The 26,309-nt window shown below is 50.9% G+C and carries 25 protein-coding genes; 4 read left to right on the top strand and 21 right to left on the bottom strand.

The features are described 5' to 3' along the window. Positions 1-79: 79 nt before the first annotated feature. Entirely contained in the window at positions 80-2,014 is a 1,935-nt protein-coding gene (locus tag AC0LWF_RS04500; protein WP_474650337.1) for an LTA synthase family protein, read from the bottom strand. 25 nt (positions 2,015-2,039) lie between these two features. Then, positions 2,040-2,918 carry a radical SAM/SPASM domain-containing protein gene (locus AC0LWF_RS04495; RefSeq protein ID WP_474650336.1) on the bottom strand — a complete coding sequence of 293 codons (879 nt, stop codon included), beginning with the start codon at positions 2,916-2,918 and terminating at the stop codon, positions 2,040-2,042. Between the two features lie 196 nt (positions 2,919-3,114). On the opposite strand from AC0LWF_RS04495, the gene AC0LWF_RS04490 reads away from it, so the two are divergent. Then, positions 3,115-3,924: an IucA/IucC family C-terminal-domain containing protein gene (locus tag AC0LWF_RS04490; RefSeq protein WP_474650335.1), complete on the top strand. Its 810-nt coding sequence runs from the start codon at positions 3,115-3,117 to the stop codon at positions 3,922-3,924. 92 nt (positions 3,925-4,016) lie between these two features. On the opposite strand, the gene AC0LWF_RS04485 is transcribed toward AC0LWF_RS04490, so the two are convergent. From AC0LWF_RS04485 to AC0LWF_RS04475, 3 genes are read right to left on the bottom strand one after another with little or no spacing between them, the layout of a single operon-like run. Further along, positions 4,017-4,313, bottom strand: a complete 297-nt coding sequence (locus tag AC0LWF_RS04485; protein WP_474650334.1) for a DUF6509 family protein — start codon at positions 4,311-4,313, stop codon at positions 4,017-4,019. A gap of 41 nt (positions 4,314-4,354) precedes the next feature. Further along, on the bottom strand, positions 4,355-4,867 hold the full coding sequence (locus AC0LWF_RS04480) for a methylated-DNA--[protein]-cysteine S-methyltransferase (protein ID WP_474650333.1): 513 nt from the start codon (positions 4,865-4,867) through the stop codon (positions 4,355-4,357). A gap of 53 nt (positions 4,868-4,920) precedes the next feature. Next, positions 4,921-5,460 carry a bifunctional transcriptional activator/DNA repair enzyme AdaA gene (locus tag AC0LWF_RS04475; RefSeq protein ID WP_474650332.1) on the bottom strand — a complete coding sequence of 180 codons (540 nt, stop codon included), beginning with the start codon at positions 5,458-5,460 and terminating at the stop codon, positions 4,921-4,923. Positions 5,461-5,702: 242 nt separating this feature from the next. Here AC0LWF_RS04475 and AC0LWF_RS04470 point away from each other — a divergent pair, with 242 nt between their 5' ends. Continuing rightward, the gene (locus AC0LWF_RS04470; RefSeq protein ID WP_474650331.1) at positions 5,703-6,524 is read left to right on the top strand and encodes a DNA-3-methyladenine glycosylase family protein; all 822 of its coding nucleotides are present in this window, start codon (positions 5,703-5,705) and stop codon (positions 6,522-6,524) included. 65 nt (positions 6,525-6,589) lie between these two features. Here AC0LWF_RS04470 and AC0LWF_RS04465 read toward each other — a convergent pair whose 3' ends face one another. Both AC0LWF_RS04465 and AC0LWF_RS04460 read right to left on the bottom strand, forming a co-directional pair. Continuing rightward, complete coding sequence (locus AC0LWF_RS04465) at positions 6,590-6,781, bottom strand: hypothetical protein (protein ID WP_474650330.1); 192 nt, start codon at positions 6,779-6,781, stop codon at positions 6,590-6,592. Between the two features lie 443 nt (positions 6,782-7,224). Continuing rightward, positions 7,225-7,461, bottom strand: a complete 237-nt coding sequence (locus AC0LWF_RS04460) for a cold-inducible protein YdjO-related protein (protein ID WP_474650329.1) — start codon at positions 7,459-7,461, stop codon at positions 7,225-7,227. A 153-nt stretch (positions 7,462-7,614) separates the two neighbouring features. Here AC0LWF_RS04460 and AC0LWF_RS04455 point away from each other — a divergent pair, with 153 nt between their 5' ends. Then, positions 7,615-8,961 (top strand): APC family permease, encoded by a 1,347-nt coding sequence (locus tag AC0LWF_RS04455; RefSeq protein WP_474650328.1) that lies wholly within the window; start codon positions 7,615-7,617, stop codon positions 8,959-8,961. A gap of 36 nt (positions 8,962-8,997) precedes the next feature. Here the strand turns inward: AC0LWF_RS04455 and AC0LWF_RS04450 are convergent, their stop codons facing one another. The 3 genes from AC0LWF_RS04450 to AC0LWF_RS04440 all read right to left on the bottom strand — a co-directional run bounded on the left by AC0LWF_RS04450 (position 8,998) and on the right by AC0LWF_RS04440 (position 10,857). After that, entirely contained in the window at positions 8,998-9,516 is a 519-nt protein-coding gene (locus AC0LWF_RS04450; protein WP_474650327.1) for a glutathione peroxidase, read from the bottom strand. Positions 9,517-9,642: 126 nt separating this feature from the next. After that, on the bottom strand, positions 9,643-10,536 hold the full coding sequence (locus tag AC0LWF_RS04445; protein ID WP_474650326.1) for a hypothetical protein: 894 nt from the start codon (positions 10,534-10,536) through the stop codon (positions 9,643-9,645). Between the two features lie 117 nt (positions 10,537-10,653). Beyond that, a complete protein-coding gene (locus AC0LWF_RS04440; protein WP_474650325.1) occupies positions 10,654-10,857 on the bottom strand; it encodes a hypothetical protein in 204 nt (67 codons plus the stop codon). 118 nt (positions 10,858-10,975) lie between these two features. Here AC0LWF_RS04440 and AC0LWF_RS04435 point away from each other — a divergent pair, with 118 nt between their 5' ends. Further along, on the top strand, positions 10,976-11,416 hold the full coding sequence (locus tag AC0LWF_RS04435; protein WP_474650324.1) for a DUF2663 family protein: 441 nt from the start codon (positions 10,976-10,978) through the stop codon (positions 11,414-11,416). Between the two features lie 93 nt (positions 11,417-11,509). On the opposite strand, the gene AC0LWF_RS04430 is transcribed toward AC0LWF_RS04435, so the two are convergent. The 11 genes from AC0LWF_RS04430 to AC0LWF_RS04380 form a co-directional block, all read right to left on the bottom strand. After that, on the bottom strand, positions 11,510-12,493 hold the full coding sequence (locus AC0LWF_RS04430; protein ID WP_474650323.1) for a phosphotransferase: 984 nt from the start codon (positions 12,491-12,493) through the stop codon (positions 11,510-11,512). A gap of 18 nt (positions 12,494-12,511) precedes the next feature. Next, on the bottom strand, positions 12,512-13,324 hold the full coding sequence (locus AC0LWF_RS04425; RefSeq protein ID WP_474650322.1) for a glycosyltransferase family 2 protein: 813 nt from the start codon (positions 13,322-13,324) through the stop codon (positions 12,512-12,514). Beyond that, positions 13,321-13,959 (bottom strand): 5' nucleotidase, NT5C type, encoded by a 639-nt coding sequence (locus AC0LWF_RS04420; RefSeq protein ID WP_474650321.1) that lies wholly within the window; start codon positions 13,957-13,959, stop codon positions 13,321-13,323. The genes AC0LWF_RS04425 and AC0LWF_RS04420 overlap by 4 nt, the downstream gene beginning before the upstream one ends. A 192-nt stretch (positions 13,960-14,151) precedes the next feature. Further along, positions 14,152-15,480 (bottom strand): deoxyguanosinetriphosphate triphosphohydrolase family protein, encoded by a 1,329-nt coding sequence (locus AC0LWF_RS04415; protein ID WP_474650320.1) that lies wholly within the window; start codon positions 15,478-15,480, stop codon positions 14,152-14,154. Between the two features lie 146 nt (positions 15,481-15,626). Next, complete coding sequence (gene odhB / locus AC0LWF_RS04410; protein WP_474650319.1) at positions 15,627-16,916, bottom strand: 2-oxoglutarate dehydrogenase complex dihydrolipoyllysine-residue succinyltransferase; 1,290 nt, start codon at positions 16,914-16,916, stop codon at positions 15,627-15,629. A gap of 28 nt (positions 16,917-16,944) precedes the next feature. Then, positions 16,945-19,833: a 2-oxoglutarate dehydrogenase E1 component gene (locus AC0LWF_RS04405; RefSeq protein WP_474650318.1), complete on the bottom strand. Its 2,889-nt coding sequence runs from the start codon at positions 19,831-19,833 to the stop codon at positions 16,945-16,947. Between the two features lie 612 nt (positions 19,834-20,445). Further along, the gene (locus tag AC0LWF_RS04400) at positions 20,446-20,937 is read right to left on the bottom strand and encodes a disulfide oxidoreductase (protein ID WP_474650317.1); all 492 of its coding nucleotides are present in this window, start codon (positions 20,935-20,937) and stop codon (positions 20,446-20,448) included. Continuing rightward, positions 20,934-21,659, bottom strand: a complete 726-nt coding sequence (locus AC0LWF_RS04395) for a thioredoxin domain-containing protein (protein ID WP_474650316.1) — start codon at positions 21,657-21,659, stop codon at positions 20,934-20,936. Before AC0LWF_RS04395 ends, AC0LWF_RS04400 begins: the two co-directional genes overlap by 4 nt. Before the next feature lie 90 nt (positions 21,660-21,749). After that, a complete protein-coding gene (locus AC0LWF_RS04390; protein WP_474650315.1) occupies positions 21,750-23,684 on the bottom strand; it encodes an ATP-dependent DNA helicase in 1,935 nt (644 codons plus the stop codon). A gap of 145 nt (positions 23,685-23,829) precedes the next feature. Then, positions 23,830-24,027 carry a copper ion binding protein gene (locus AC0LWF_RS04385; RefSeq protein ID WP_090573321.1) on the bottom strand — a complete coding sequence of 66 codons (198 nt, stop codon included), beginning with the start codon at positions 24,025-24,027 and terminating at the stop codon, positions 23,830-23,832. 23 nt (positions 24,028-24,050) lie between these two features. Continuing rightward, positions 24,051-26,267, bottom strand: coding sequence for a heavy metal translocating P-type ATPase (locus AC0LWF_RS04380; protein WP_474650474.1), 2,217 nt, complete (start codon positions 26,265-26,267; stop codon positions 24,051-24,053). Positions 26,268-26,309: the final 42 nt, after the last annotated feature.

Raw genomic sequence — 26,309 nt, 5'->3', positions numbered from 1 at the left:
TGTTCTCATGCCATGCAAAAAGCCTCCCTCGCAAGCTCGCGAGAGAGGCTTATTTCGATGCATATCCATTCCATTACCGTCACCGCTTAGGCAATGACTTCACATATCGATCCGACAACGTCATCAGCTTCATGATATAGTCGTAATCCTTGCGGTACGGCGCCAGATCCGTTACCGGCTCTAACGTCTTCATATTAATAGCAGTGCCGTCATCGAAGCCTTGCCCCGGCACGAATAGAATATCGTTGTTAAAGAATGAGCCTGTCGGCAAGTAATAGCGCATGCCGAATACATTGTGGTCAATGTTCATCAGGTCATGCCCGAACGCCGTGAATTTCTCCTGCGTCAGCGAGATGCCAAGCAAATTCGCTACTGTCGGCATAATGTCGAGCTGGCCGCCAACTTGCTCCACCACTTTGCCTTCTGTCGCTCCTGGCAAATGAATGATGAGCGGAATATTGAACCGGCTAACCTTCGGATCATATTTGATACCGAGCGATCTGCTCACCTGCTCGGGATCGTTGTCATTCGGCTGTAAGCCGAAATGATCGCCGTACAACACGAGTACCGTATCGTCCCACATCCCGTCTGCCTTCAGCCGATCAATGAGCGTGCCAATGGCATAATCGGTGTAGTTGACAGCAAGCAGATAGCTGCCAAGCTGCGTTCCCTTGAGTTCATCCGGCAGCGCCATCTTCACGCGATCCTCCGGCACATCGAACGGGAAGTGGCTGGATACCGTAATGAGCTGCCCGTAGAACGGCTGTTTTTCTGCAGCCAGCTTCTCCGTCGCCACCCGGTACAACTCTTCATCTGACGCTCCGAAGCTGTTGAAGTGATCGTTCGTATAGCTCGGCTTGTCATAATAATGATCGAAGTTCAGCGCCGCGTACAGCTTATTGCGGTCCCAGAACGTCACATCATTAACGTGGAACGTGTTCGCGTTATAACCGAATTTCTGCAGCAATCTCGGCAGGCTTGGAATGACCCGATCGCCATATCCGGTCGACATCGCGATCTTCGCCGTAGGGTAGATCGACGTATTCGACATAAACTCGGCATCAGACGTGTTGCCTTGCCCGATCTGCTGGAATAGATGCGTGAAATACAGGCTCTCTCCAGCCAGTTTATTGAGCACAGGCGTTACCTCTTGACCGCCAAGCTTTAGATGGATCGGAAAGTTCTGGAACGCCTCCATCTGGATGATGATGACGTTCTTCCCTTTAGCCGCCCCGAAATATGCTGGAGTTCCGTTCTGAGGCTTGTCCTTGTACGGATAGGTCGCTTGGAGGTCGTTCACCTCTTTTACAATATCAGCCGTGTTCCCTTCCGACGCAATACTATCATCCCGCTCCGCCTTGATGACAGCAGACACTTGATAGTTCAAGAAGCCTTCCTGCTCCGCTTCTACCAACTCGTTCTGAATCGGCATTCCAAGCTGAATGAACCGAGCGGATAACGCGATGCTGACGATAAAGAGAACCGTGAGCACCACACGGTACAACGGCGCTGTCGATGCACCTGAAGCTCTGCGGCTAGTGCCACGTCTTCCGCGCGAACGCAGAATGCTAGCGACAACCCAGATGACAACCGTGAGCGCAATGTCAGCGAAGAAGAGATAGTGACTGTACTGAATGGTCGACTCGACGCTTGATTTGATCTTCGTCACTTGATGCAGCTCGTACAGCGCCGTATACGTCGGCACCGAGCCAAAATGTTCGAAATAAACAGATGACGAGAATAAGACCAGCGAATAGATTAAATTCACGCCGCCGTATGCGTATTTCTTCAACCGCGCAGGCGTAATAAGTTCTACCAGTGACAATATGACGAGTACAGCCGATAGGTCTGCAGCTACGCGGCTCCATTCAATGCCGCTAAATAGAAAATGACGCAGCAGCGCCATTTTCAGAACAAAAACAACGATTGCAACATAAAACAGCGGAATTCTCCCTTTATTGCTCTGGTTAAGAGCGAGCAGCTCCCGTCTGTTCCCGAGCGGTAAATAACTCATGAGCGTTCGTCTTACCTTCCTTCCGTTACATACTGAAGCGTTGGCGATATCCGCACTTGCGGCACAGCTCTTCGACCACTTCTCTGCGCGAGAAACCGTCGTAAAGCTTGTTCGCCCGCTCCCCTTCAATGATTTCGCCGAACGGCTTCTCGTGAATATTGCCGAGATTAATAACGCCTTCACCGTCAAGGCAGCAAGGAACCACCGTTCCGTCTACAAGAATGCCTGCTTGATTGCGCAGACCGTGGCAGAAGCCGACTCCTTCGTCTTCCTTCTCCTTCAAATCCGGCCACTTAAACTCATGATCATGATTCACGTAGATCCGATCGGCAATCTTGACGCCGCTTCCCCGTTTAAACTGATCCTTGATCTTGTAATCGAGGTTAAACTCACGCTCAATCTGATCGAGAATGGCCTGATTGCGGCTGCGTTCCATGTTCGTCGTATTATCTTCAGTCAAATTCCATAACCTAAGGGAAACGAGCATATTGGAGGTCGCAACTGCCTCTTTGGCAAAAGAAAGCACGCTCCCGACATAGCCTTCCTTATCGACCGAGCCCTCGTGTCCATCAAAGCTGTGCAACGAGAAATTCATCTGCCGAAGCGCCGGCTTACCGAGAATTTTGTGCTTCGCCTTATGAAGCAGCGTGCCGTTCGACGTAATATTAACCTTAAAGCCGCGTTCGTGACTCAGATCCAGCAGCTCGTCGATCTTTGGATGCAGCAGCGGCTCGCCCTTCAAGTGGAAATAGATGAATTCGGTATGAGGCCGAATCTCATCAAGTATTTTCGTAAAGGCGTCTATCTTTATAAAATTAGCCTGCCGCTTCGTCTGCGGACAGAAAGAGCAAGCAAGATTGCACACGCTCGTAATTTCGATATAGAACTTCTTAAACTTTTTCATCCGCGATACGCCCCGTTCATGACACTCCATAATAACTTTCCATCCGATAACATCCCTCCATTATAAGCGGCACAAGCTCAGACTGTCCACTTGGGAGCACTGGAAGACGTACCAAGTAGGCGTTGACACTCTCGAGGAAGTCGTTCTATAATTACTATTCATGCTACTTGAGAACGATTATCAAAGAGGTGTGCGAATGTCCACGAATCATTCATTGATCGATTTCAAAGCACTGGAGTCTTTCTACATACAACTATCGCCGGAAGGCTCTGAATCGCCAGCTTTCGTCATGCCAGCTAGCGACTTGCTTGAGCCAAATGCCATACGTGCAGCATTACTGTTTACCGGACGCATCTATAAATCGATTGGCTACGAGCTTGCAGCCTCGCTCATTGGAACTACGCTCTTCCGCTTATGCGCTGGAATGATGCTCATTATGGCGAGAAACGGCGTTGCGCTCGACTTGTCTCTCGATAATCTCGAGATGCAAATCAACGATCTAGGCGAGTATGCAGGCTTCGGCTTCCGAATTCGCGAAGTGATCACAACCCCGCTACCTGCGGACATGGAGTCGCACGATTCATTCGTTCGCGATGCCCTTACGAAGCTGTTCGAGCGCACAATTACCCCTGCTGTCCAAGGCATTGCCGCAGCTGGAAACGTCAAGCCGGGGATTATTTGGAATCAGGCTGGAAGTCTAATGCTCAGCTTCTCTAGCTCCTTAGCGAATAAGGAGTCTGACGATGAGGCGCTTGCGCGGTTCCGACAATATCTATCCGTGCTGACAGAGCAGCTGAACGGAGAGCTATTCGGCAGTCGGCGCAATCCATTCGAACATAAGCCTCGCTATATTGATAGTCCTTACCAGCAAGGCGGCAAGCTAATCATTCGTTCCGGCTGCTGCATGTTCTACTGCCGAGAGAACGGCGACAAATGCTACAACTGTCCGAAGCTGACGGATGGGCAGCGCGAGGAACGCAGATTGAAGATCATTAGCGCATCCTAACAAACAAAGGACCTTTCGCTTCTTACGCGAAAGGTCCTTTCTTTATGAGCTGCTGCGATCAGGCTTGTCTCGCCTTCCTCAGCTGTTCTCGATTATTGATCCCATTTGGAGAAATTCTCTTTACAGAAGCTTTCAATGAACTGCTCTTCCTCTTCCTCCAGATCGAAGTCAAGATAGTTGCCGCTGCCCCGCTCGTGAAGCTCATACTTCACTACGCTAGACTGGTCGCCATCTACGCGGAAGATAACTCTGACATAGACGCCGCTCTCGGTATAAAGCTCGTCATCCTCTTCAATGTCAAGATCCAGTCGGAACTCATACCGATCGCCAATAACGATGCCGAACGGGTCTTTAATTTTGTTAACCTCAAACTCTGTAATCGTAATCATACTGTCATCCTTTCGCTGCAAACACCTCTGGTATCACTCTATTATAGCACGCCTTCCAGCTTCAGTAACATTTCCTTCACATCCATGCCTCCGCGATAGCCTGTCAATGAGCCATCCTTGCCTACAACACGGTGACATGGAACGACGAAGAGCACCGGATTCGCCCCGATTGCCGTGCCTACGGCACGAACCGCTTTCTCTTTTCCGAGCTGTGCGGCGACATCCGAGTATGAGCATATGCGCCCGTGCGGAATATGCCGCAGCGCTTGCCATACTGACATTTGGAACGGCGTTCCGATCAGATGCAAGGGCTGTCCGAACTGCTGAAGCCGACCCATCAAATACTGACGGAGCTCCTCGCAATAAGGAGTCATGACCGCCTCGTTCTGTTCAAGCGGGAGTCCAGGAAACCGCTTCTGCGCCCATGCGGTTAGCTCAGCGAATGGCGCATTCGGCGAACCGACATAACAAAGTCCTTCGTCTGTCGCAGCCACGTAGAGCCGCCAAGCATCATGGTGAAATATCGTCCAATATATGTTGCTCAAAGTTATCACCTATCCCGTAATTTATCTAAAACGTCGCGTATGAACGTGTGAGCATGTGAGTATTAATGCTGCTGTCTGTACGCAGTCGGCGAGCAGCCTTCTGCCTTCTGAAACACCGTCGCGAAATGCGCGGCGTTCGGAAATCCGACTTGCGCCGCAACTTCCCGGACCGGCAGCGCCGATGCGCGAAGCAGCTCCTTCGCGGCTGCGATCCGCGTCCGGCTTAGCAGTGCGGCTGGCGATTCGCCCATCATCCGCTTGAACGTCCGGTGCATGTGATAAGGGCTCACATGCATTAGCTCCGCGAGCACTGGCAGCGTAAGCGGCTCCTGATAGCGAGCTTCGATCACTTCCTTGATCGCTGTCGCCCACTCTTCACCTTGCAATCGCATGCCGTCAGGCTTGCATCGTTTGCACGGACGGAAGCGGTCATTCAGCGCGTCCGCCGCTGAATCATATAGCCGCACATGGCCTGGGCGCGGCGCTTTGGATTTGCACGATGGTCGGCAGAAGATGCCCGTCGTCGTGACTCCATAAAAGAATTGGCCGTCATAGGCGGCATCACAATTGACGATCGCATTCCAGCGCTCATCGGTCATCATGTTCGCTTCACCTCTTAGCCAAGTATACCCGCATACCTGCCTGCATGAAAGCGGCGCCAGATGAAACAGCAAGATTAGAAAAGCATTCAGCTTCAAAAGTATGATACTCTCTATAAACAGCCGCATATGGCCAGGAGGTGCTTCATCTGACGATAGGAGATCATTTCATACAGATAATTCCGCCGACCGCGTTCAGCTATGACCGCACGGTTGACTATTTAAGCCGCTCCGAAAAGGAGTGCATGTTTCATGTGGAGAACCGAATTGTAACCAGACTGATCTCTACTTCATCCGGTCCCGTTCTGATCCGTCTGTCACCGCTTATGGACGGCGGCATAAAGCTCGAATTCCCTTCTGAAGCAGCTGGCGACAACGAACTCACTGAAGACATTCGCGCAGAAGCCGCAGCCTTTGTTCGAGATTGGTTCGACTTGGATCGAGATCTTGCGCCCTTCTTCGAGTTGGCCGAGCAGGATGATCTGCTTCGGGATTGCGCGAAGACATTCTATGGCTTGCGTCTTGTCGGCATCGACGATCTGTTCGAAGCGATGTGCTGGGGCATTATGGGACAGCAAATCAACTTGCCATTCGCGTACACGCTCAAGCGGCGGTTCGTAGAACGATACGGCACCTATAAAGACTATGATGGTAAACGCTACTTCACTTTCCCTACGCCCGCTACCATCGCGCGCCTCCATGTAGAGGACTTAACGCCGATGCAGCTAACGACGCGCAAGGCCGAATACTTAATCGGCACGGCCAAGGAGATGGTAGAGGGTCGGTTGTCCAAACAGCAGCTGCTCACGCTTGGCGATTTGGAGAAGATTGAAAAAGCGCTAACGAGCATCCGCGGCATCGGCCCGTGGACCGCCAATTATGTGCTCATGCGCTGCCTTCGCGTGCCCGCGGCGTTCCCGATCGCGGATGTCGGACTGCATAATGCGCTCAAGCTGCTGCTTGGCAGAGACGATAAACCGTCCATCGCGGAGATCAAGGAACTGTCCGCCGATTGGGGCGACTGGAAAGCATACGCAACGTTCTACTTGTGGCGATTGCTGTATTAATACAAACAAAGGCGACACAGCAGAACGCTGTATCGCCTTTACTAGTTCCCTTACTCTCGCATACATCAGCCCATCGTACGAAAATCAATCGCTGTCGGCGGAGGAAACAACAGCTTCGCCTCTTCGATGAGTTGCTGCGTCAGCTCCACGCCTCGCTGCATCGCCAGCTTCTTCGCGTTATACGCATACCAGAGCTGAATGATCAGCGTCTCCCCTTCGCGAATGACTGCGAAATCCGTTGCAAACAGCTTCTCCATAAACGCATCATGCCCGAGCTCCAGCGCGGCTGCACCGACAATGATTTGGATGCGATCGCTATCATAGTACGCCTGCGGGAGCGACTCATAGATGCTCCAAGCTCGTTCGAACGACCGATGTTGAATAAGAGCAACTAAGATGATTCCGATGCAGGAATGTCACTGTGTATACAACGCTATTCGAAAAGTACCTTCCGATATCCTGCTCCTTAAATAAGTTTGCATAGTTCGAGAAATGAATGCCGCTCTTCAGCAGCGAATGATCAGCAAGCTGCCCGTAAACGTCATCTGGCAATCCATTCTGGATGGCTACAAGGTCAAAGGGCTTGATCAGATGATTCGCGAGGTGAACGAACAAGAAAATCGATGGGCATCAAATAATGACCACAATAGTGGAAACAGGAAAAGCCGCCAAGTTGGCGGCTTTTTGCTGTTTCTTGCAATCAAATATCAAACTCGGACTTCGGCTTACGCGGCGGCTTCTTAATTTTATTTTGAACGGCTGGCAAGTGCCTCATACTGCGATGCATCGGACCTTTACAGATCGGACAAGCTTGCTCACCATTATTCGCAAATTCTTCTCTTACCCACGCTTTACACTCCGCATTTTTACATTTCCAAATCTTTGTCGCGATTAGCTTCGGTTTCTCTTCTTCAGTGATTGACAACTTGTAGTTCATCCTTTCCATCCCATGCTCTCATGATGCACAACTTTTTTGATTGACCATTTAGCCAATCGTGTTATATTATCTAACATGTAAGTTTTAATCACATGTTGATGACAGAATAGCTAACTAGAACAGGCCGAGAGTACAAACAAAGGAATGCTGCCTATGAAAGAACAAGCGAAGCTTCAACAAAATTTATCCCTTCACCACATTGTTTTTCTAGGCCTAGCCTGGATGACTCCAATGATTTACTTCTCCATTTACGGCATCGCGTACGAAGCTGCGGGAGGGATGCTGACACAAGCCTATCTGTTCGCGTTCGTTGCCATTATGTTCACCGCTTACAGCTATAGCATGATGGCGAGAGCTCATTCTTCTTCCGGCTCAGCTTATTCTTACGTGAATAAAGCAATTCACCCCTATCTCGGGTTTCTTGTCGGCTGGGCGCTGCTGCTGGATTATCTCTTCTCGCCAATTATCGCGTGCCTTACGTTTGGCATCTACATGCATGCACAATTCCCGGCCATTCCCGCTTATATGTGGATGATCGGGCTCAATTTGCTCATGACTGCCGTCAACATTAAAGGCGCTGCTTTCTCAGCGAATCTATCCAAGCTGTTCGTCCTTCTTCAAATGTGCTTCATTGCGCTGTTTTGTATACTGCTGATCCGAAACTTTTCGATGCATACAACAGCTTTAGAGCCGCTTCTGCAAACACATGTCCCCATCACCACGATACTGACAGGCGCCTCCATCATCTGCTTCTCATTCCTAGGCTTCGATTCCATCACGACGATGACGGAAGAAACGAAGGATGCACACAAGAACATCCCAAGAGCAATCGGCATTATTATTGGAATTGCGAGCGTATTATATATCACGCCATCCTATCTGACTCAGCTTGCATTACCGAAAGCAATCGCATTCGTAAACCTTGATTCTGCAGGACTCGAAATTGTGCAAACGGTCGGCGGAGCAGCGCTCGGATCAGTCTTCATCATTGTGCTCTTATTCGCCATCTTTACGCAAGGAATCTCTTCCGTCTCCAGCGTATCGAGATTGATGTATGTCATGGGCCGGGAATCTATTCTGCCAAGTCGTTGTTTCGCTTATGTACACCCCAAGCTGAAAACGCCGATCGTGAATATTTTGATTGTCGGCATGGTGTCTCTGCTTGCCCTGGTGATCTCGCTCGATGCAGCTGTCAAATTCGTTAACTTTGGAGCGTTGACCGCTTTCTTCTTTGTTAATTTAGCAGTCATAGGGCACTATTATATCAAATTGCGACAAAGATCGACAGTCGAAACGATAAAGTTTCTGATCATCCCCGGCTTTGGCGCGATTATTATCTTATGGCTCTTCGCTCTTCTTAGCAAGGAAGCGCTGGTTATGGGCTTCGGTTGGCTGCTCTTCGGCATTCTTTATCATGCATACCGGACGCAAGGAAACAACCTCAGAGCAATGATTTTGCGCAGCAAGATACGGCTTGAAAAATCAAAGAGCGCCCTCTAGAGGGCGCCCTTGTACGTTCTATGGTCTAGCTAAAGCTTAGTCATTCACCGTGTTCGGCGCTGCGCCGATGCTGCCGTTGTGGATCAAGCTGCGAATGTCCGACTCGATTGCCGACGGTTCTGTCCGAGCAGAATACTGCTTCACGACTTCGCCATTCGCGTCCACGAGAAACTTCACGAAGTTCCATTCAATATCGCCAGTGCGATATGGAGCCGGAACCGCATCAACCAAATACTTGTACAACGGATGAGCATCGTCACCCTTCACATCAATCTTCGCGAACATCGGGAAAGTGACCGAATAGTTCAAATCGCAGAAAGATGCAATTTCTTCATTCGTACCAGGCTCTTGCAGGCCGAATTGGTTGCAAGGGAAGCCGAGTACGACGACGCCTTCCGCCTTGTACGCGTCATAGATGTGCTGAAGCCCTTTGTAGTGAGGCGTCAATCCGCATGCGCTCGCTGTGTTGACAATCAGCACCGTCTTGCCTTTGTAAGCCGCTAGCGATTGCTCTTCGCCAGTAATCGTCCGGACCGTGAAATCATAAATGCTCATGTGCAGACACCTCCTGAAATACGTTCATAGTAATTTGTATCTAATTAAATTGTATAAAATCATTGTAGCCTATGAGCGTAACAGGAGCAACCCCCAAAGTTCATGCAGCTCTACTTTTCAAGCTTACTAGCACAGCTGTTTCTGCAGCAGCCCTGTCAACTCGTTCATATCCTCATAGCGCTGCGGTCTGACGCCTGCTGGCAGTTCATTCCCGCTGTTTGCCCTGCTTGTCAGAATGACTGGAACCTCGCAACCATACGCATATCCGATTCGAAGCCACAGCTCCCCGCTCGCCTCCGATACATCCGCAATGAGCAATTTCACTCGCGCCAACTGCTGCAGCACGGACTCAATCGGCTTCATCTCGAGCTTGGCACTCCGATCTTCTTCATACAATTTCGGTGCATAGCCGAGCTGGATCAGCCTCGGGAAGATGGCATCCATCCATTCGCGCGCCTCCTCCTCGCCCCCTGTTAGCACAACAAGGCACTGCTTGAGCACCTTGCCTGTGGCGTGCGCCGCTGCTTCAACCCAGCCTTTCTCCGTCAGCTTGAGCGTCGAGCCAATGCGTTCGATGAAGCCTTCTTCCTTAAGCTTCTCCGTAATATAGACGAACTCTTGCAAATTCGGCGAATAAGTCAAATTATAGCTTTGTGCAAATTGGCTAATGACAAGCGGCTCGTTCGGTCCGCTCGTATGGCGGTGCAGATAGCGAAGCAGGCGTATGCCCTTATCCTCGCTTGTAACCGGGATCGCCGGCGATTGCAGAATACGAATACGGTCTTCAAAATCGAGGACGACCGCTTCTTCATTATCATTCTGCTCGCGGATATAAGCAGAGATCAGCGGAAACGTGCTGCGCTTCTCCGTATAGGACAGCTGACGGAAGGGCTCAAAGCTGCCCTCTCGCAGACCATAGGCGCCACCAGGCGCACAAATGCAGCCGATATACCAATCGCATGTTCCCTTTCTCTTCACTTGCACGAGCTCATCGCAAAATAAACAACGTTTCGATTCCATATGTTCCATCCCCTTTATCACCTCTTACTGAAAGATTCGTAATCCTTCGCGCATAAGAGGGTGCAGAGGGGATTAAGCTTTTCTCATGATCCGCCTGTTAGGGATGCTGACTGGACTTCAGCGGCTCTCGTGAACACGCCACAATTGCCCATCCCATCGCACCTCATCGCCAACCGCCGCGTTGTCCGCAATTTTGTCCCGCGCGATCTCAATCAGCTTGCCGCTCACCTGAAGACCCACGCAATGCTCATGAATGACCATCACCACGCCGAGCCGGATTACCGTACATTTCACAGTATTTGCATTGTTAAAGTTATCCATGCAGCTAAGCCGCCTTCCTAACGTGATTTCACTTATCGTATCACATTCGTTCTCTGGAATGAGTCGATTTCTATCCGCATAGCATGTACTATAACCTATATATTGGGGCGGATGTAGGATGTCGTGGCGGAACGAGATTTCTGAAGATGCAATTGCTATTCTCGATACCCTTGTCGATAGAAAAAAGAAGTATGATCGATATAAAACGGAGTATCGAGCGCTCACCGTTTTTGCATTCGCACTCACCTCATTGTTCCTCATCTTCATCTACTTGAATATAGCACGAGTTGGCCAAGAGACTGATGTGCTTCAATTTGTCGATCACATTATGAGCAATTCCCATTTTATGCTTGTTTTAGCTTTAACGATTGCCTTACATTCGTATCAACGGTTAGTGAAACATCTTCTAGAAAAGACGAAGAAGAAGTACGAAGAACTGAGAAAAGAAACGATCGACTGGTTTCGAACGTCTTGGTGGAAGAGTATGAGCTCGGAAACGATGGACCAAATAACGCGTGATATGGGTAAACTAGGGATTAATATTATTAATAAGAGTTAAGCTTGCCCGAGCGGATTACGTAATCAAACACAAAGCAGCCTGCCGTTGTATATTCGGTAGGCTGCTATTATGTAATGCGATTGATTACTTTATTTAATGCTTTGGATGTGCAATCACAGGGAATATCACATCGAAGCAATCGCCGATGATTTCCGTCATCTCCCGGCGTTGGCGCAACAATGCTTCGCGGTCGAATCGGTCTGCCTTCAGATCATTTACCAGCAGGCGAAGAATCCAAGCGGAGTATATGAGGCTGTACAAATGGTAGTGATATACGAAATCCGGCGGTGCGTTCCAGCCTGACCGGGTTCTTACATCGATATATTGATTGAGCGCCTCTAATCTGGTTTCTTTGTTTATCCGAATTTCGTACCGCGGCGTAGCCATATCGAATAGCGTATAAAAATCCCAGTAGATAGAGTTGATCTGAATGAATTCCCAGTCCAGCACGATCAAATCATCGCCGCGATCCAGTAAATTCAAGCAATGGTAATCCCCGTGGCAAACGACCTGTTCATCCGGAAACGAACCGTTTACCTCCATCAATTTACGAAAGAAGCGGTCCGTTCGTTCAGCCGCTATTCCCGCGTTTTGCAGAAGCCCGGCATATGTCGCCCGCTCACCCAGCAAATCTTGCATCGTTTCATCGATCAGCGGCATAAAGCTCTGTTGCTGCTTAGGGATCATGTCCAGCGGCAAGCTGTGCCAGCTTGCCATTTTATTGGCTGCTTTGACTCTTACCTCATGATTGAAAACCGGCTCAATCTGGCCCATGTCTTCGAAAATCATCCAAAACACGTTCGCCTCTTCGTCGATTCTGCTCGCCAGCAATTTCGGAGAATGAACGTTTTCCAGCCGCGGAAGCACTTCGGATTGCAGCCAAAGCTCGAATCGAATCGGCTTGATCTCCTTGGACGGTTTGAAGATATAGCTTCTTAACCCTTGCTGGTCGTCGATCCAGAAACGGGTTAAGCTTAATCGGTCGACGTTTTTTTGTTTGTTGATTTCTTCCGTCTTGGCGACTTTCGATTCATCCAAATGTCCGTCTGGCTTAACCAGAATTGAAAAATCCATCATCCGACCGCATCCCCCACTTTAAGAAATATTCGCCCACCGAGAGATCGTCCGTTCGCCGTCCCATACGACCTTGCTCACAGCTTTGCGCTTCCGGACATCGGGCTCTTCCAACAATAGAAAGAAATTTTTCGTCGGCAGCGGGCCCAAATCGTGCTTCTCGGATAATAATTTCAAGAACGGCTCCATGTCGGACAGTGAACCGGACAAATTATCCCCCGATGCCGCGAACGAATACAGCGTCCCGGCGATCGGCACGCGTTTGACCGCATGCTTCTCGGATACCCGCAAGTAAAAGTCCCAATCCCAATAGTGATACACTTCTTCGTCGAACAAGCCGATTTGATCATGGATATATTTGCGATATAAACAGCCCGATGCCACGAAAGTCGAGAAGCTTCTCATCGCTTCCCGATCCGAATCATAGGCGAACAGCGATCTATTCACTGGTATTCTTGTTTTTCCATGCGATTCGTATTCAACGATTTCCGCATCTGAATAAACCAGATCGACATCGGCGATCTGCTCGAGCATCGTCTCCGCATGCGTCGATACCAACAAATCATCATCGTCGCATAACAGGATATAATCGCCCGTTGCTCGGCGGATGCCTTCGTTTCTGGCAACAACATGCTTAGCATTCTCTTCTAAATGAATGACGACGATGTTCAACTCCGGGTATAACCCGGTCACGAAATCGATATTTTCACCATTGTCGTTGATAATAATGACTTCTAAATGTTTATAGGTCTGGCGATATAAGCACTCCAGCAATTCGCATAGCGCGCCGGGTCGATTATATGTAGGTATGATGACGGAGATAAGCGGGTTCATCGAAGCACTCCCTTTGGGTTCATTTGGCTCATATTCAAATACGAATAAATCATTTGCTCTGCTTCCAAAAGGTTTCTCGCACGCCGTTCCGTGTCGATTTCCTGGTTATAGGGCCGATCCATCAAAATCACATTTCTTCCTAGATCCTGGAACTTGTTAAACGTATCCGGCCTGTCATCGACCAAAATATCGCCCATGATTCTCCACTTCTGAGACGTAAAGACGATGTTGTTCTTGTCGATCATCGGCAAATGGTCGGAAATCCACTTTCGTTTATCGTCCGAAGGATTCGTGATTTTGGTGCTGTCCTGCAGGAAATCGTCATACGAATGACCGATCGGCGCATCGGATACGATCACGATTTCGAATCCGGCGTCAATTAACCGTTCAAGAACCACCACAGCATATTCCTTAGGCTTGAGATAGCGAAACAAACCCGGCTCTTGATAAAAGTCATAAATTCGGAAACCGCATTCCTTCTTAACGACCTTGCTTAGGTCCCATTGCGTGATATGGTCGATCATTAGAGAATCGTCGTAGCGAAGATTGTACCTTTCAATCAAGAAAGTTAAAAAGTCGGCAAGCACGTCGTCCAAATCAAATAATATCGTTGCCGCATAATTGCGCCTCATCATTGACGCAGCTCCCTCGAATTAGGAATAAATGTTCATTTCTACGACTACGTTCCCATTCCTTCTAGTCCTAATTCATTTTACAAATTTTGATGTAACCGTGGTTACTCAAAGAAGTGGACAAGGAGACGGAAACCAACGTCATCCTTGCCCGTAAGAGAGAGACTATGGAGATTAAGACTTGGTTAGTTTCAGCTAATCTCTATCGTATAATGAACCCCATTTTGTACCTGACCCGCTCGCATAGAACTCCGCATATACCTTCTCCGCATACGCATCGGTCATTCCTGCGATATAGTCGGACACCATCCGCTCCCACCGCCATTTGCCCTTCTGCCTTTCATAACTCTCAAGCCAGTCTGGCGGCAGAATAAGACGTCCTGTGTCCGGGTGCTTGAAGCTGTCCCAGAGCCGAGTGATCATAATCTCGCTTCGCTTATGCAGCCGCTGTACGCGAAAATCCTTAATCAACGTCACCCATGCCAGCTTCTTCAAAATCTCCATCGTCCGCAGCAGCTCCATATCCTGCTCGCCGTCGCGAATGAACGTCACGCGCTTCCAGCCTGTCGCGGCATCGTCGATAATGCCCACGCCGCTCACAAATTTACGCACCCACCGTGCTTTCATTTCCCGCCGAGTGCGCGACGGCTCTCTGCCGCATTCCACGTAGATGGATTCCCATTGCTGCAAATAATGATGGAGCGCCTGCTTCACCATTTGCTTCATATCGACTTGATCCCAACGCATCACTTCGTTGCCAGGGTCGCTCTGAATCTCGTGCATGACGTTCGCGACAAGCCGGTCATCCTCGAACAAATTCGTATTCATCTGGATCTTGCCAGCGCGAATGCCGTCCTCGATGTCATGCGTGGAGTAAGCGATGTCGTCGCACAGGTCCATCAGCTGCGCTTCTAACGTTGCGCAGCCTTCCGGCATCCCCCACTTCTGACGCACCGATTGAATCCCTTCCCACTCCATGCTGTAAACGCCTTTCACCCTGCCCGGGTCTTCGATGCAGAACGGATATTTATTAATCGCCAGGAGGACGGCAGCCGTAAGATCAAGGCCGCTGTCGCTTCCTGCGCGTTTCTCCAAGAACATGAGAATGCGATAGTTCTGCGCATTCCCTTCGTATTTCAAGCCGCAATCCGCTTGGAGCAGCTCATTAAGCACTTCTTCCCCTTTATGGCCAAAAGGAGGATGGCCGAGGTCATGCGCAAGCGATGCGCATTCAACGACCTCCGGGTCGAGCATTAAGCCTGGATGCTCCTTCTTCGCCAGGAACGCGTAGCTCTTCCCTAGCTTGCGGGCCACCTCTCGCGCGATCTGGGACACTTCAAGCGAATGAGTCAGCCGGGTCCGGTAATAATCGCCTGAGCCAGCGCCAAAAACTTGCGATTTGCCCTGCAGACGCCGGAAAGCCGGTGACTGGATGAGGCGCGCATAATCCTTCTCATACTCATCCCGATCATCGCTAGAGTGGATATTCTCATAATCAAACAGCCGCATTTTTCGAACATTCATCTGCATCTGTATCCCCTCCGTTTGTTCGGTATTACTCTTATTCTATGGTGAACAGGTGACATTCGCAAATGAAAAAACCTTACGAGCTGACGTATCGGGACATAAGTCCTAACGTGAGCAAGTAAGGTTTCAGTCATATAGATGGTTTAACCCTCTAGAAGGAGCGCTTCTGGATCTTCGAGCAATGCTTTCACCGTTACGAGGAAGCGCACTGCCTCTGAGCCGTCAACGATACGGTGATCGTAAGAGAGTGCGATGTACATCATCGGACGGTTCTCCATACGAGTATCGTCGATTGCAACCGGACGCACTTGAATTTTGTGCATACCGAGGATGCCGACTTGCGGCGCATTCAAAATTGGCGTGGACAGCAAGGAACCGAATACGCCGCCGTTCGTAATTGTGAATGTTCCGCCTTGCAGATCGTTCAGCCCAAGCGTGTTCGAACGCGCTTTGCCAGCCAGATCAGCAATCGACTTCTCGATTTGAGCAAAGCTCAGGCGATCTGCATCACGCACGACAGGAACGACGAGACCTTCCTTCGCGGAGACAGCAATACCGATATCGTAGAACTGCTTCACGACGATTTCTTCGCCTTGAATTTCTGCGTTCAGCAGCGGGAATGCTTTGAGCGCGCCGATAACTGCTTTCGTGAAGAAGGACATGAAGCCAAGACCGATGTCATGCTTCTCTTTGAAGGCATCTTTACGGCGTTTTCTTACTTCAAGAATCGCTGTCATGTCAACTTCGTTAAACGTTGTCAGCATCGCAGCTGTTTGTTGCGCTTCTACGAGACGCTTAGCGATAGTTACGCGGCGGCGGGACATTTTGCGGCGTTCTACAGGCTTGCCGAACTCTGCGGCTGCAGCCGGCGCTGGTGCCGCAGGAGCAGCGCTTGGCGCTGCCGCTGGTGCTTTCGCGCCAGAAGCGTGTGCTTGAATATCTCCTTGGTTGACGCGTCCCATCGGATCAAGCGTTTGTACTTGAGTGAGGTCAATACCGCGCTCTCTAGCGAGCTTGCGCGCTGCAGGTGTAGCTGCAACGTCAACAGCAGGCGTCGAAGCCGCTGCTGGCGCAGCAACTGGAGCAACCGGTGCCGCTGGAGCAGGTGCTGCTGCAGGATCATTGAATGGCGAGATTGGAGCTGCCGCTGCAGGAGCAGGCGCTGCAGCAGGTGCTGCTGTAGGTGCTGCTGCACCTGCACCGCTGCCGATCATTGCGATCGTCTCGCCTACTGCTACTGTTTCACCTTCGCCGCGAAGCAGCTGCTCAACCGAGCCTGCTTGCTCTGCGCTAATTTCGATGTTGACTTTATCTGTTTCAAGCTCTGCCAACACGTCGCCGACATTTACGCTGTCGCCTACTTTGACATGCCACTTCGAGATCGTGCCTTCTACGATCGATTCGCCCATTTCGGGTACTTTTACTTCACTCATGGCTGTTGTTCTCCTGTTCTATGATGTACTAGTTTAACGTGCTGCGGTTCAGCGCGACACTAACAATCCGCTGCTGCTCCATGTTATGAACATATTGGAAGCCGCTCGCTGGGCTCGACCGTTTCGGACGGCCAATGTAGCGGACATTCGTTTGATTCGATACGCGAGCGCGGATACGCGGCTCGACGTAGTTCCAAGCGCCCATGTTTTGCGGCTCCTCTTGGACCCAGAGCACTTCCTTCAAGTTCGGGAAGCGTCTGATGATTTGCTCCACATCTGTTTTCGGGAACGGATAGAGCTGTTCCAGACGAATGATGTGCAGCCAGTTCCATTGATCCGGTGCTTGGCCTGCTTTCAGCTCAAGCCCTGTCTCAAGGTCGATCGCAACTTTACCTGTACAGAAGATCAGGCGCTCGACTTGCTCCGGCTTCGTGCCAAGACCAGGCTGTTCAAGCACTTGCTTGAAGCCGCCGCCGCTAAATTCCGACGGATCGGAAGCAACAGACGGGTTACGGATCAAGCTCTTAGGCGCCATCACGATGAGCGGACGCGCTTCATCCGTGTTAATAATCGCGGCTTGACGACGCAGCAGGTGGAAATATTGCGCTGCCGAAGTCAGGTTCACGATTGTTAGGTTATCTTCCGCAGCAAGCTGCAGGAAGCGTTCAAACCGCGCGCTGGAGTGCTCTGGACCTTGTCCTTCGTATCCATGCGGCAGAAGCATGATAAGACCGGACTTTTGCGACCATTTTACACGGCCTGCTGTAATGAATTGGTCAATAATAACTTGCGCACAGTTGGCAAAGTCACCATACTGCGCCTCCCAAATAACAAGTGTTTCCGGTGAAAACACGTTATATCCATAATCGAAGCCAAGTACGGAGGCTTCAGCCAGCGGGCTGTTGTGCACCGCGAACGAAGCGTTCGCTTGCGGCAGCTTGTGCAATGGCGAGAACGTATTGTTGTTCTCAACGTCATGCAGCACGATGTTACGGAATGCAAACGTCGCACGCTCGGAATCTTGTCCGCTCAGACGAATCGGTGTGCCATCGGACAGAATCGTCGCGAACGCAAGCGCCTCCGCAAGACCCCAATCTACTTTGCCGTCTTTATCAAGCGCAGTCGCACGGCGTTTCAAGATCCGCTCCAGCTTTTCGTTGACTTTGAAGCCTTCTGGCCACTTCAAGAGCTCCTCGTTAATCGCGCTCAGCTTACGCATCGGCACGCTCGTCACAATCTCTTTCTTGCGACGCTTGCTTGCTTCATCGACACGCGGCTGCTTGAACGACTTGTCGTTCTGCTTCACTTCATCCAGCGCGGCTTGCAGTCTGGAGAGCCCTTCCTGGCGCATTGCATCGATCTGTTCATCGGTCAACAAGCCTTTCTCTTTCAGCTTGCCGCCATAGATGCGAGCAACAACCGGATGATTGCGCTGCTTCTGATAAACAAGCGGTTGCGTTGTTTCCGGATCGTCCGTCTCATTATGGCCGTGACGGCGATAACCGATCATGTCGATCAGGAAGTCCTTGTGGAATTTCAAGCGGTACTCACAAGCGATTCGAGCCGCAGCAATACACGCCTCTGGATCATCGGCGCTAACATGAACGATTGGAATTTCGTAGCCTTTCGCAAGGTCGCTCGCGTAATGTGTCGAACGCGAATCGCGGCTTTCTGTTGTGAAGCCCAATCGGTTATTTACGATAATGTGAATTGTACCGCCGTTCTCGTAGCCCGCGAGCTTCTTGAAGTTGAGCGTCTCCGCTACAATGCCTTCACCGGCAAAAGCAGCATCGCCGTGCATAAGAATCGCAGCTGCGCTGTCAAAGTTCGGCTTCGGATAGCCAGGCTCTTTGCGATTGTCTTGTGCGGCACGTGTATAGCCTTCAACGATTGGATTCACGTATTCCAAGTGACTCGGATTGTTTGCAAGCGAGATCCGTGTCTCAACGGTCTCATTCTCTTTCACCGAGCGATGTGCGCCAAGGTGATACTTCACGTCGCCAGTCCAGCCGATGTTAATGCCCATTGCGCCTTCGGATGGCAGCAGGTCCTTCTCTTTGTTCTGAGAGTGGTGGAACTCGGAGAAAATCGCCTCGTACGACTTGCCAAGAACATGTGTAAGCACGTTCAGGCGGCCGCGGTGCGCCATCCCCATCATTATGTGCTGCGCACCTTCATGCGCAAGCTCTCTGATGATCTCGTCCAGAATCGGAACAAGCGCATCTGTACCTTCGATGGAGAACCGTTTCTGCCCGACAAATGCACGGTGCAGGAAAGTCTCGAACTGTTCCACTTGGATTAGACGGTCGAGAAGTGCAATGCGCTCTTTCGCGCTCATTGGCTTGCTCGCCATGCCGACCTCAGCTTGGCGCTGCAGCCAGAGACGCTCGTCTTGATCGTGAATGTGGCCGAACTCAAAGCCGAACGACTTCGTGTACGACTCTTTCAAATGCGCGATCGCTTGCTTGCCGTCGCGGATCGACTCAGGTGCTTCTTCCCAAATAAGCGAAGCCGGGATTGCTTCCAGATCGTCAGAAGACAGATTGAACGTGGTTGGCTCAAGCAGCCTTGTGTCTGCCGGCGCAACGATGCCAAGCGGATCATTGTCTGCAGCAAGGTGACCGTACATGCGGATATTCCGCACAAGCTTGCCGGCATCAACGATCTTTTTCAAAAATGATGGGTCCATCGCACGTACATTATTTGAACCGGAAACGCCGATTACAGTAGTCGGTGCTGCCACATTTACTGCTGCTGCGGACGTTGGCGGTCCCCATTTTGCGATGAGATCGCGAAACGCAGGATCGGCTTCTTCAGGATTACGCAGGTAATTTTCGTACATTTCTTCAATGTACCCCATGTTCGGCCCATAATAGGACTCCCACGGTGACTTCAGTTTATTGTTCTCTGCTGTCATTTTGACCGGTTACCTCCAGCTCATGTTGTGAAAATATCTGTTATCAGACAAATTTAACTTTTAGTATATCCATCCATACATGATAGCAGAAATTGACCAGCAGGACCAAATGGATAGGCAAATGTCCATGTAAAGTTCATAATATAAAGCCCTGATCCCCATTTTCCAAGGAATCAAGGCTTCAAAAGCTACAATATTCAGGCAAATCGCGTCCAGGATTTGTATCAGGAGTTATTCTTTAGTCCTTAATGACTGCCGTTGCGTTTCTGTGGCCAATTCGCCAACAACACCCGGCTCTCAGTTCAGTTCAGTCCACCTTCCCTCCCGTCTCAAGCATCAATAGCGGCTTTTCCCGCTCTCGGTTAACTTTTTGAGCAATACGCGAGTCGAGAGAGGCTTTTTCCTCTCTCAGCTTCGCCAAGTCGCCGATTACGGCTGGTTCCTTATCTGAGAGTGCTGAATCTGCACGCTGAGAGCTTCAATCGGCCGATTATTGTGCAGAGAATACGTAGCATGCTCTCAGCACCACTGACTCCACCAAAGCAGCTAATTTGCCGTTTCCCCAACCAACTAAAAAAAAGGGCGACCACCATGGCCGCCCCAAAAAAATATTCAGTTCACCGCAGACTCAAACTCCGTTTCATCCTCTTCATCGCCCACGCTAACATCCTCATGCTTGCTTCCGTTAATAAGAAGCGCCGAAATGAGAACAAAAGCAATTAGCGCAAGGAATGGAATCGTCACATAACCGCCGAACCAATCCAGATAATCCTCGCTGCATGGCACACCGACTGTACATGGAAGCATTTTCGCCAAAGCCGGAATTTGCTGCTCCAAGTAATGATACAGCGAGATCGTTCCGCCGATGATCGAGAGCGGCAGCACGTATTTGATGATTTTGCGTTCGTTCCCGTAGCTGGCAATACCAAGAAGAATGACAATCGGGTACATGAAGATCCGTTGATACCAGCACAGATTGCATGGCACGAACTTCATAATTTCGCTGAGATAAAGACTTCCGCCAACTGCGACAATGGAGACAACCCACGCCAAGTAGAGCGCATATCTGCTGAAGAACGCGAATACCCGCGACTCGGACGTCATTTGGTTGTACCTGCCGCAAGTGCGTCGTCAATCGCCTTCTTGATCGAAGGATAGTCGGAGAACTCGCCTTTAAACTCTTTGCCATTGATGAACAGCGTCGGTGTCGATTGAATCTTCGCCGCTCTCGCTGTCGATGCGTCAGCGTTGACTTCCTTCTCGTACGTGGCTTTCGAGATGTCCGACTGCAGCTTGTCAAAGTCGATTGGAAGCGAATTGTCCTTCGCCAGCTTCACAAGGAAGTCCGGAGTCGCCCAAACGGTCCGCTCGTCCTGTTGATTTTTATAAAGGAGATCGTAATATTTCCAGAAAGCTTCGTTGTTCTGATGGAATACCGACTGCGCGGCAAGCGCTGCAGTCTGAGAGTCTTCGCCGATGAACGGGAAGTTCATGAAGTAGAACGACACTTTGCCGGTGTCAATGTATTCTTTCTGCAATTGCGGCTTAATTTGCTGGCTGAAATATTGGCAGGATGGGCATTTGTAGTCGCCGAATTCAACGATTTTCACTGGCGCATCCGTTTGGCCAAGAACAGGCAGCTTGTCATACTCGAACGCAGTCGGATCTGACTTCGGTGTGAAAATAAGTGCAGCAACAATTCCTAATAAAACGATAATTCCAGTCGCCCAGATCAGCTTGCGCATTAGCTTCCGCTGTTTCTCTAGACGCTCCTGCTCAGCTTTACGCTGGCTTTTGTACGCAGTTTTGTTCATCGCTTGCGTCATCGTTATTACTCCCATCCTTATCTATTAGGCCTATTCTATCTCATAACTCAAATTGTAGAGTTCGCTTTACTAGATGTCAATTCCGCGTGTTTACAACTGTTGCAGCTCCACGCCATCCGGCATAATCCGTTTCACTTGATCCATGACGCGCGGGTCGGCGAGCTTCTGTCCATAGATTGTAATGATGCCCGAATCATCGCGTCCGCGAATCAACCTGCCTAGTCCCTGCTTGAGTCGCAGCAGCATATATGGCATATCTACAGTTTCAAAAGGATGCTCGGCATCTCTGCGCTTCGCAGCAAATACCGGATCGTTCGGAGGAAACGGCAGCGACCACATGATGACTTGCGACAGCGATGGTCCTGGTATATCCAGACCTTCCCAGAGCGTGACCGCGCATAGAATGCTCGGCTCGTCATTTTGGAAGGCGGAGATCAAATGGCTAATTTCCGATGTACCCTCGAACAAGAACCGATACTGGCTATAGCCCGGAATATGCGCCATATCTGTACGGAACTGCTGCAGCTCTTCTTTCGAAGGGAACAGAATGAGTGCTCGTCCTTCTGACTTCTGTAATCTCTCAAGCGTCAGCTTATGCTTCAGAGCCACATCGTCCGTTAAAGCCACTGACGCCTTCATCTGCTGCTCGTAATCGTACGGTGATGCAACTGTGAATGATAACGCGTCTTGAACGCCAAGACTTTCAGCAATATAGTCGAAAGAACCGCCGACCGACAGCGTTGCAGAAGAGAAGACAATCGGCATATTTTTCGAAAATACCCGCTCACGCAGCACTTCCTTCACCAGCTTCGGCATAATGACGAGCGTGATGCCCTCATGATCTTCTTCCACCCAGGAGATCAAGCCCTGCGGCTGCTTAAACAGATTCAGAGCAATTTGGAGCATCTCGATATGCTCCTCAACGATGGTCAGCTGATACGGATCGATCGTGAACATGCCACTCTCGAAGACTAGCTCTTCCTCAATCGCGCTGAGCACAGAGCCGAACTTAACCACTTCACGCAGAAGCTCATCCGACATGATGACTTCTTTGCGATGAGATGCGACAACCGAACGGCTGCTCTCAGCAAGCAGCTTGAACAGAAGCTCGCTTTGATCGATCGCTTCGTCAATGACGACCGCAAGCTCCTCGCGAATTTCACCTTGCAGCAGCCGAATAATAATCGACTCGAACACATGATGCTTCAGCTTATACGTGAGCGCCTTCTGAGCTGCAGTCTCCAGCAAATGGCCTTCATCGAACACGACAGAGCTATGCTCCGGCAAGAGAGGCATCTGACCTTCCCGCTTCCGCGCTTCATACGTCCATACATGCTCCATATAGAAATCATGCGAGCAAATGATGATGTCCACCGCTTTACGGTAGTGCTCGCGAGAGAGCGTCTGTCCGCAGCGGTGGCGCCGGTTGCACACGAGGCAGTCCTGGAATACATCCCACGCTGCGCCAGCCCATTGCTCATCTGTCAGATGCGCGTAGTCTTTGCGGTTTCCGTACGGGTAGAAAGCTTTCATCGTGCCAGGATTGCTCACGAAGTCAGGAAGCGTCTTGTACATCTCGTCGTATAGCTCCGTATCCTCGAAGCCTGCGCGAGCTTCATCCAGCTTGTTCAAGCAGATGTACTGGTTCATGGATTTCCCAAGTCTTGCGTCTATCGTAAGGCCAAGATGCTGTGCCAGCTTCGCAATGTCGCCCTCAGCCTTCACGAGCTGTTCAATAAGCGATTCATCGGCACACGCAATAATCGCTGGTTTACGCGTATATCTGGCATAATTAATGGCATAAAGCAAATAGACGAACGTCTTGCCTGTGCCTACGCCTGCTTCTGCAAAAATCGTCTGTTTCTCGTTATACGCGCGTTCCAGCTGAAACGCCATATAAATTTGTTCATCCCGAAGCTCAAAGCCCGCCTCTGGCAGCCGCTCATAGAAGACGTCAGCAATCCAGTCACTGGCTTGCTGCACGAATGGCTGTTTTGGGTCAAATTCAAAAGGATATGGATTCACGAAAATTAGGCCTCCAATTGCAATGATCAAGCCCTCATCATAGCATATTCACTGCGAAAAAGGCTAATCCCGCGTAGGATTAGCCTGCATTTTCCTGCTTCGAGCTGGAACGCTGTATCGCTTGTCACAGACTTGGCTGCTAGCTTTATACAACGTCGAAGCCCTGATCTTCAATCGTCTCTTTAATTTGCGCCATCGTAATCCGGCTTTCCTCGAACTCAACCGTCACGCGGCCTGCCGGAAGATCTACTTTGGCCTTTACGTCTTTCTTCTTCAGCGCGCCTTCAATACTATTCACACAGTGCTGGCAGGACATGCCCTTTACTTGAATCGTGCTTGTCATGAGTAACAACTCCTCTTCTAAAATTATCGTTGGAAACGCTGCAGCCGAAGCGAGCTGAGTACGACGGATACGGAGCTTAGCGCCATCGCTGCGCCAGCTACCCACGGCGCCAGCAAGCCCGCTGCCGCAATTGGAATACCAATCGCGTTATAGGCAAGCGCCCAAAATAAATTCTGCTTAATATTGACCATCGTCTTGCGGCTGATTGCGATGGCTTCCGAAATACTGTTCAGATCGCCTCGCATCAGCGTAATGTCTGCTGCCTCCATCGCCACATCGGTGCCTGTTCCCATCGCCATCCCGACGTCCGCGGTCGCGAGCGCTGGCGCGTCGTTAATGCCGTCGCCAACCATTGCGACTTTCATGCCTTGCCGCTGCAGCGCTTTAACTTGATCCGCCTTGCCTTCGGGTAACACTTCGGCAAGCACCTGATCAATCCCTGCTTGCTTCGCGATCGCATGAGCGGTTGCCGCATTGTCGCCGGTGATGAGCATGACCTTCAGCCCCAGCTGCTTCAAAGCCGCAACTGCCGCTCGCGAAGTCGGCTTCACCGTATCAGCGACAGCCAAGCTTGCCGCATAGACGCCGTCAACAGCGGCGAGCACGACGGTCTGGCCGCTCGCTTCAAGCTGTTCGACCTGCGCGAGCGCCGATGCCGGAGCCTCTGCTTGATGCGAGGCAAGATATCGCCTCGTGCCGATGACGATCATACGCCCATCAACGAATGCTTCTATTCCGTAGCCGGGCACCGCTCGGAACTGCTCAGCGCCGCCACCCGCCAGCGCGATTCCTTGCTCTGCGAGGCCGCTCACAATCGCGCTGGCGAGCGGATGCTCTGAGCTGCTCTCCGCTGTGCGAACCCAGCTGAGCAGCTTGCGCTCTTCAAATGCCGACTCTACCATGTAACTGGTGAGCGAGGGCCTGCCCTCTGTCACCGTGCCCGTCTTATCGAGCAGTACCGCATCGATCCGATGGGCACGTTCGAGATGCTCGCCGCCCTTGAACAGAATGCCAAGCTCAGCCGCTCTGCCGGAGCCTGCCATGATCGAGGTCGGCGTTGCCAGTCCAAGCGCGCACGGGCAAGCGATGACGAGCACAGCGATGGCCACGCGAAGCGCTGTGCCGAGCTCGCCAGGCTCGATGAAGAACAGCCAGACGAGGAACGTAATTAGCGCGAGGCCGATAACAATCGGAACGAACACGCTAGAGATCACATCCGCTATGCGCTGGATCGGCGCTTTGGACCCTTGCGCCTCCTCAACGATCCGAATGATTTGCGCGAGCACCGTATCTTTGCCAACTTTCGTGGCACGGATGCGCATCATGCCGGTGCCATTCACAGTTGCGCCAATGACCGAATCGCCTTCGACCTTCTGTACCGGTATGCTCTCGCCGGTCAACATCGCTTCATCTACGGATGAGCTGCCATCTATAACGACGCCATCCACGGCAATCCGCTCCCCGGGCTTAACAACGACAATGTCCCCTTGCACGACTGATTCCACGGGAACAACAAGCTCTTCTCCTGCCCGAATGACGGTTGCCGTCTTCGCTTGCAGACCGATCAACGCGCTGATTGCTCGCGAGGATCGCCCCTTTGCCAGCGCCTCCAGCAGCTTGCCGAGCAGCAGAAACGTAATAAGCAGCGCACTTGTTTCATAGTACAGTTCCAACCTATGCATGCCGTCGCCGATGGATGCTACCGTTTCATAGAGGCTGTAGAAGTATGCGGCTGATGTTCCCATCGCCACAAGGACGTCCATATTCGCACTTCGTCCCCGAACAGCTTTATAGGCTCCTATGTAGAACGGTCCACCGATATAGAATTGTACGGGCGTTGCCAGCACGAGCTGGAACCACGGATTCATCAGCCACTCGGGAAGCCGAACGGATGCAATGAAAGGCAAATGCCCCGCCATCGCAAGCAGCAGCGGCAGCGATAAGATTGCAGAGATGAACAATCGATTGCGCAGCCTGCGGATGTCCGCTTGGCGCATCTCTGCTGGCGACTTCGATTCCCGCTTCACCTCTGCGTGGAATCCAAGCCCCTCCACTTTCGTGATGACGGCTGCCACCTCAACAACTGCTTGATTATATTCTACGCTTGCCGTTTCCATGGTCAGATTAACCGAAGCGCTCGTAACGCCGTCCATGCGCGACAGCCCTCGTTCGATGCGTGCTGCGCATGAAGCACAGGTCATGCCGCTAATTTGAAGCGTCGTCTTCTGCGTCGTCGCCATGCTCTCAATCCCTTTCACCTTTCATATACCTCTAAGGGGTAT

The sequence above is a fragment of the Paenibacillus sp. sgz302114 genome (assembly GCF_056120345.1).
Note: the sequence above shows the minus strand (reverse complement) of the source record. Positions and strands in the feature narration are given on the sequence as shown.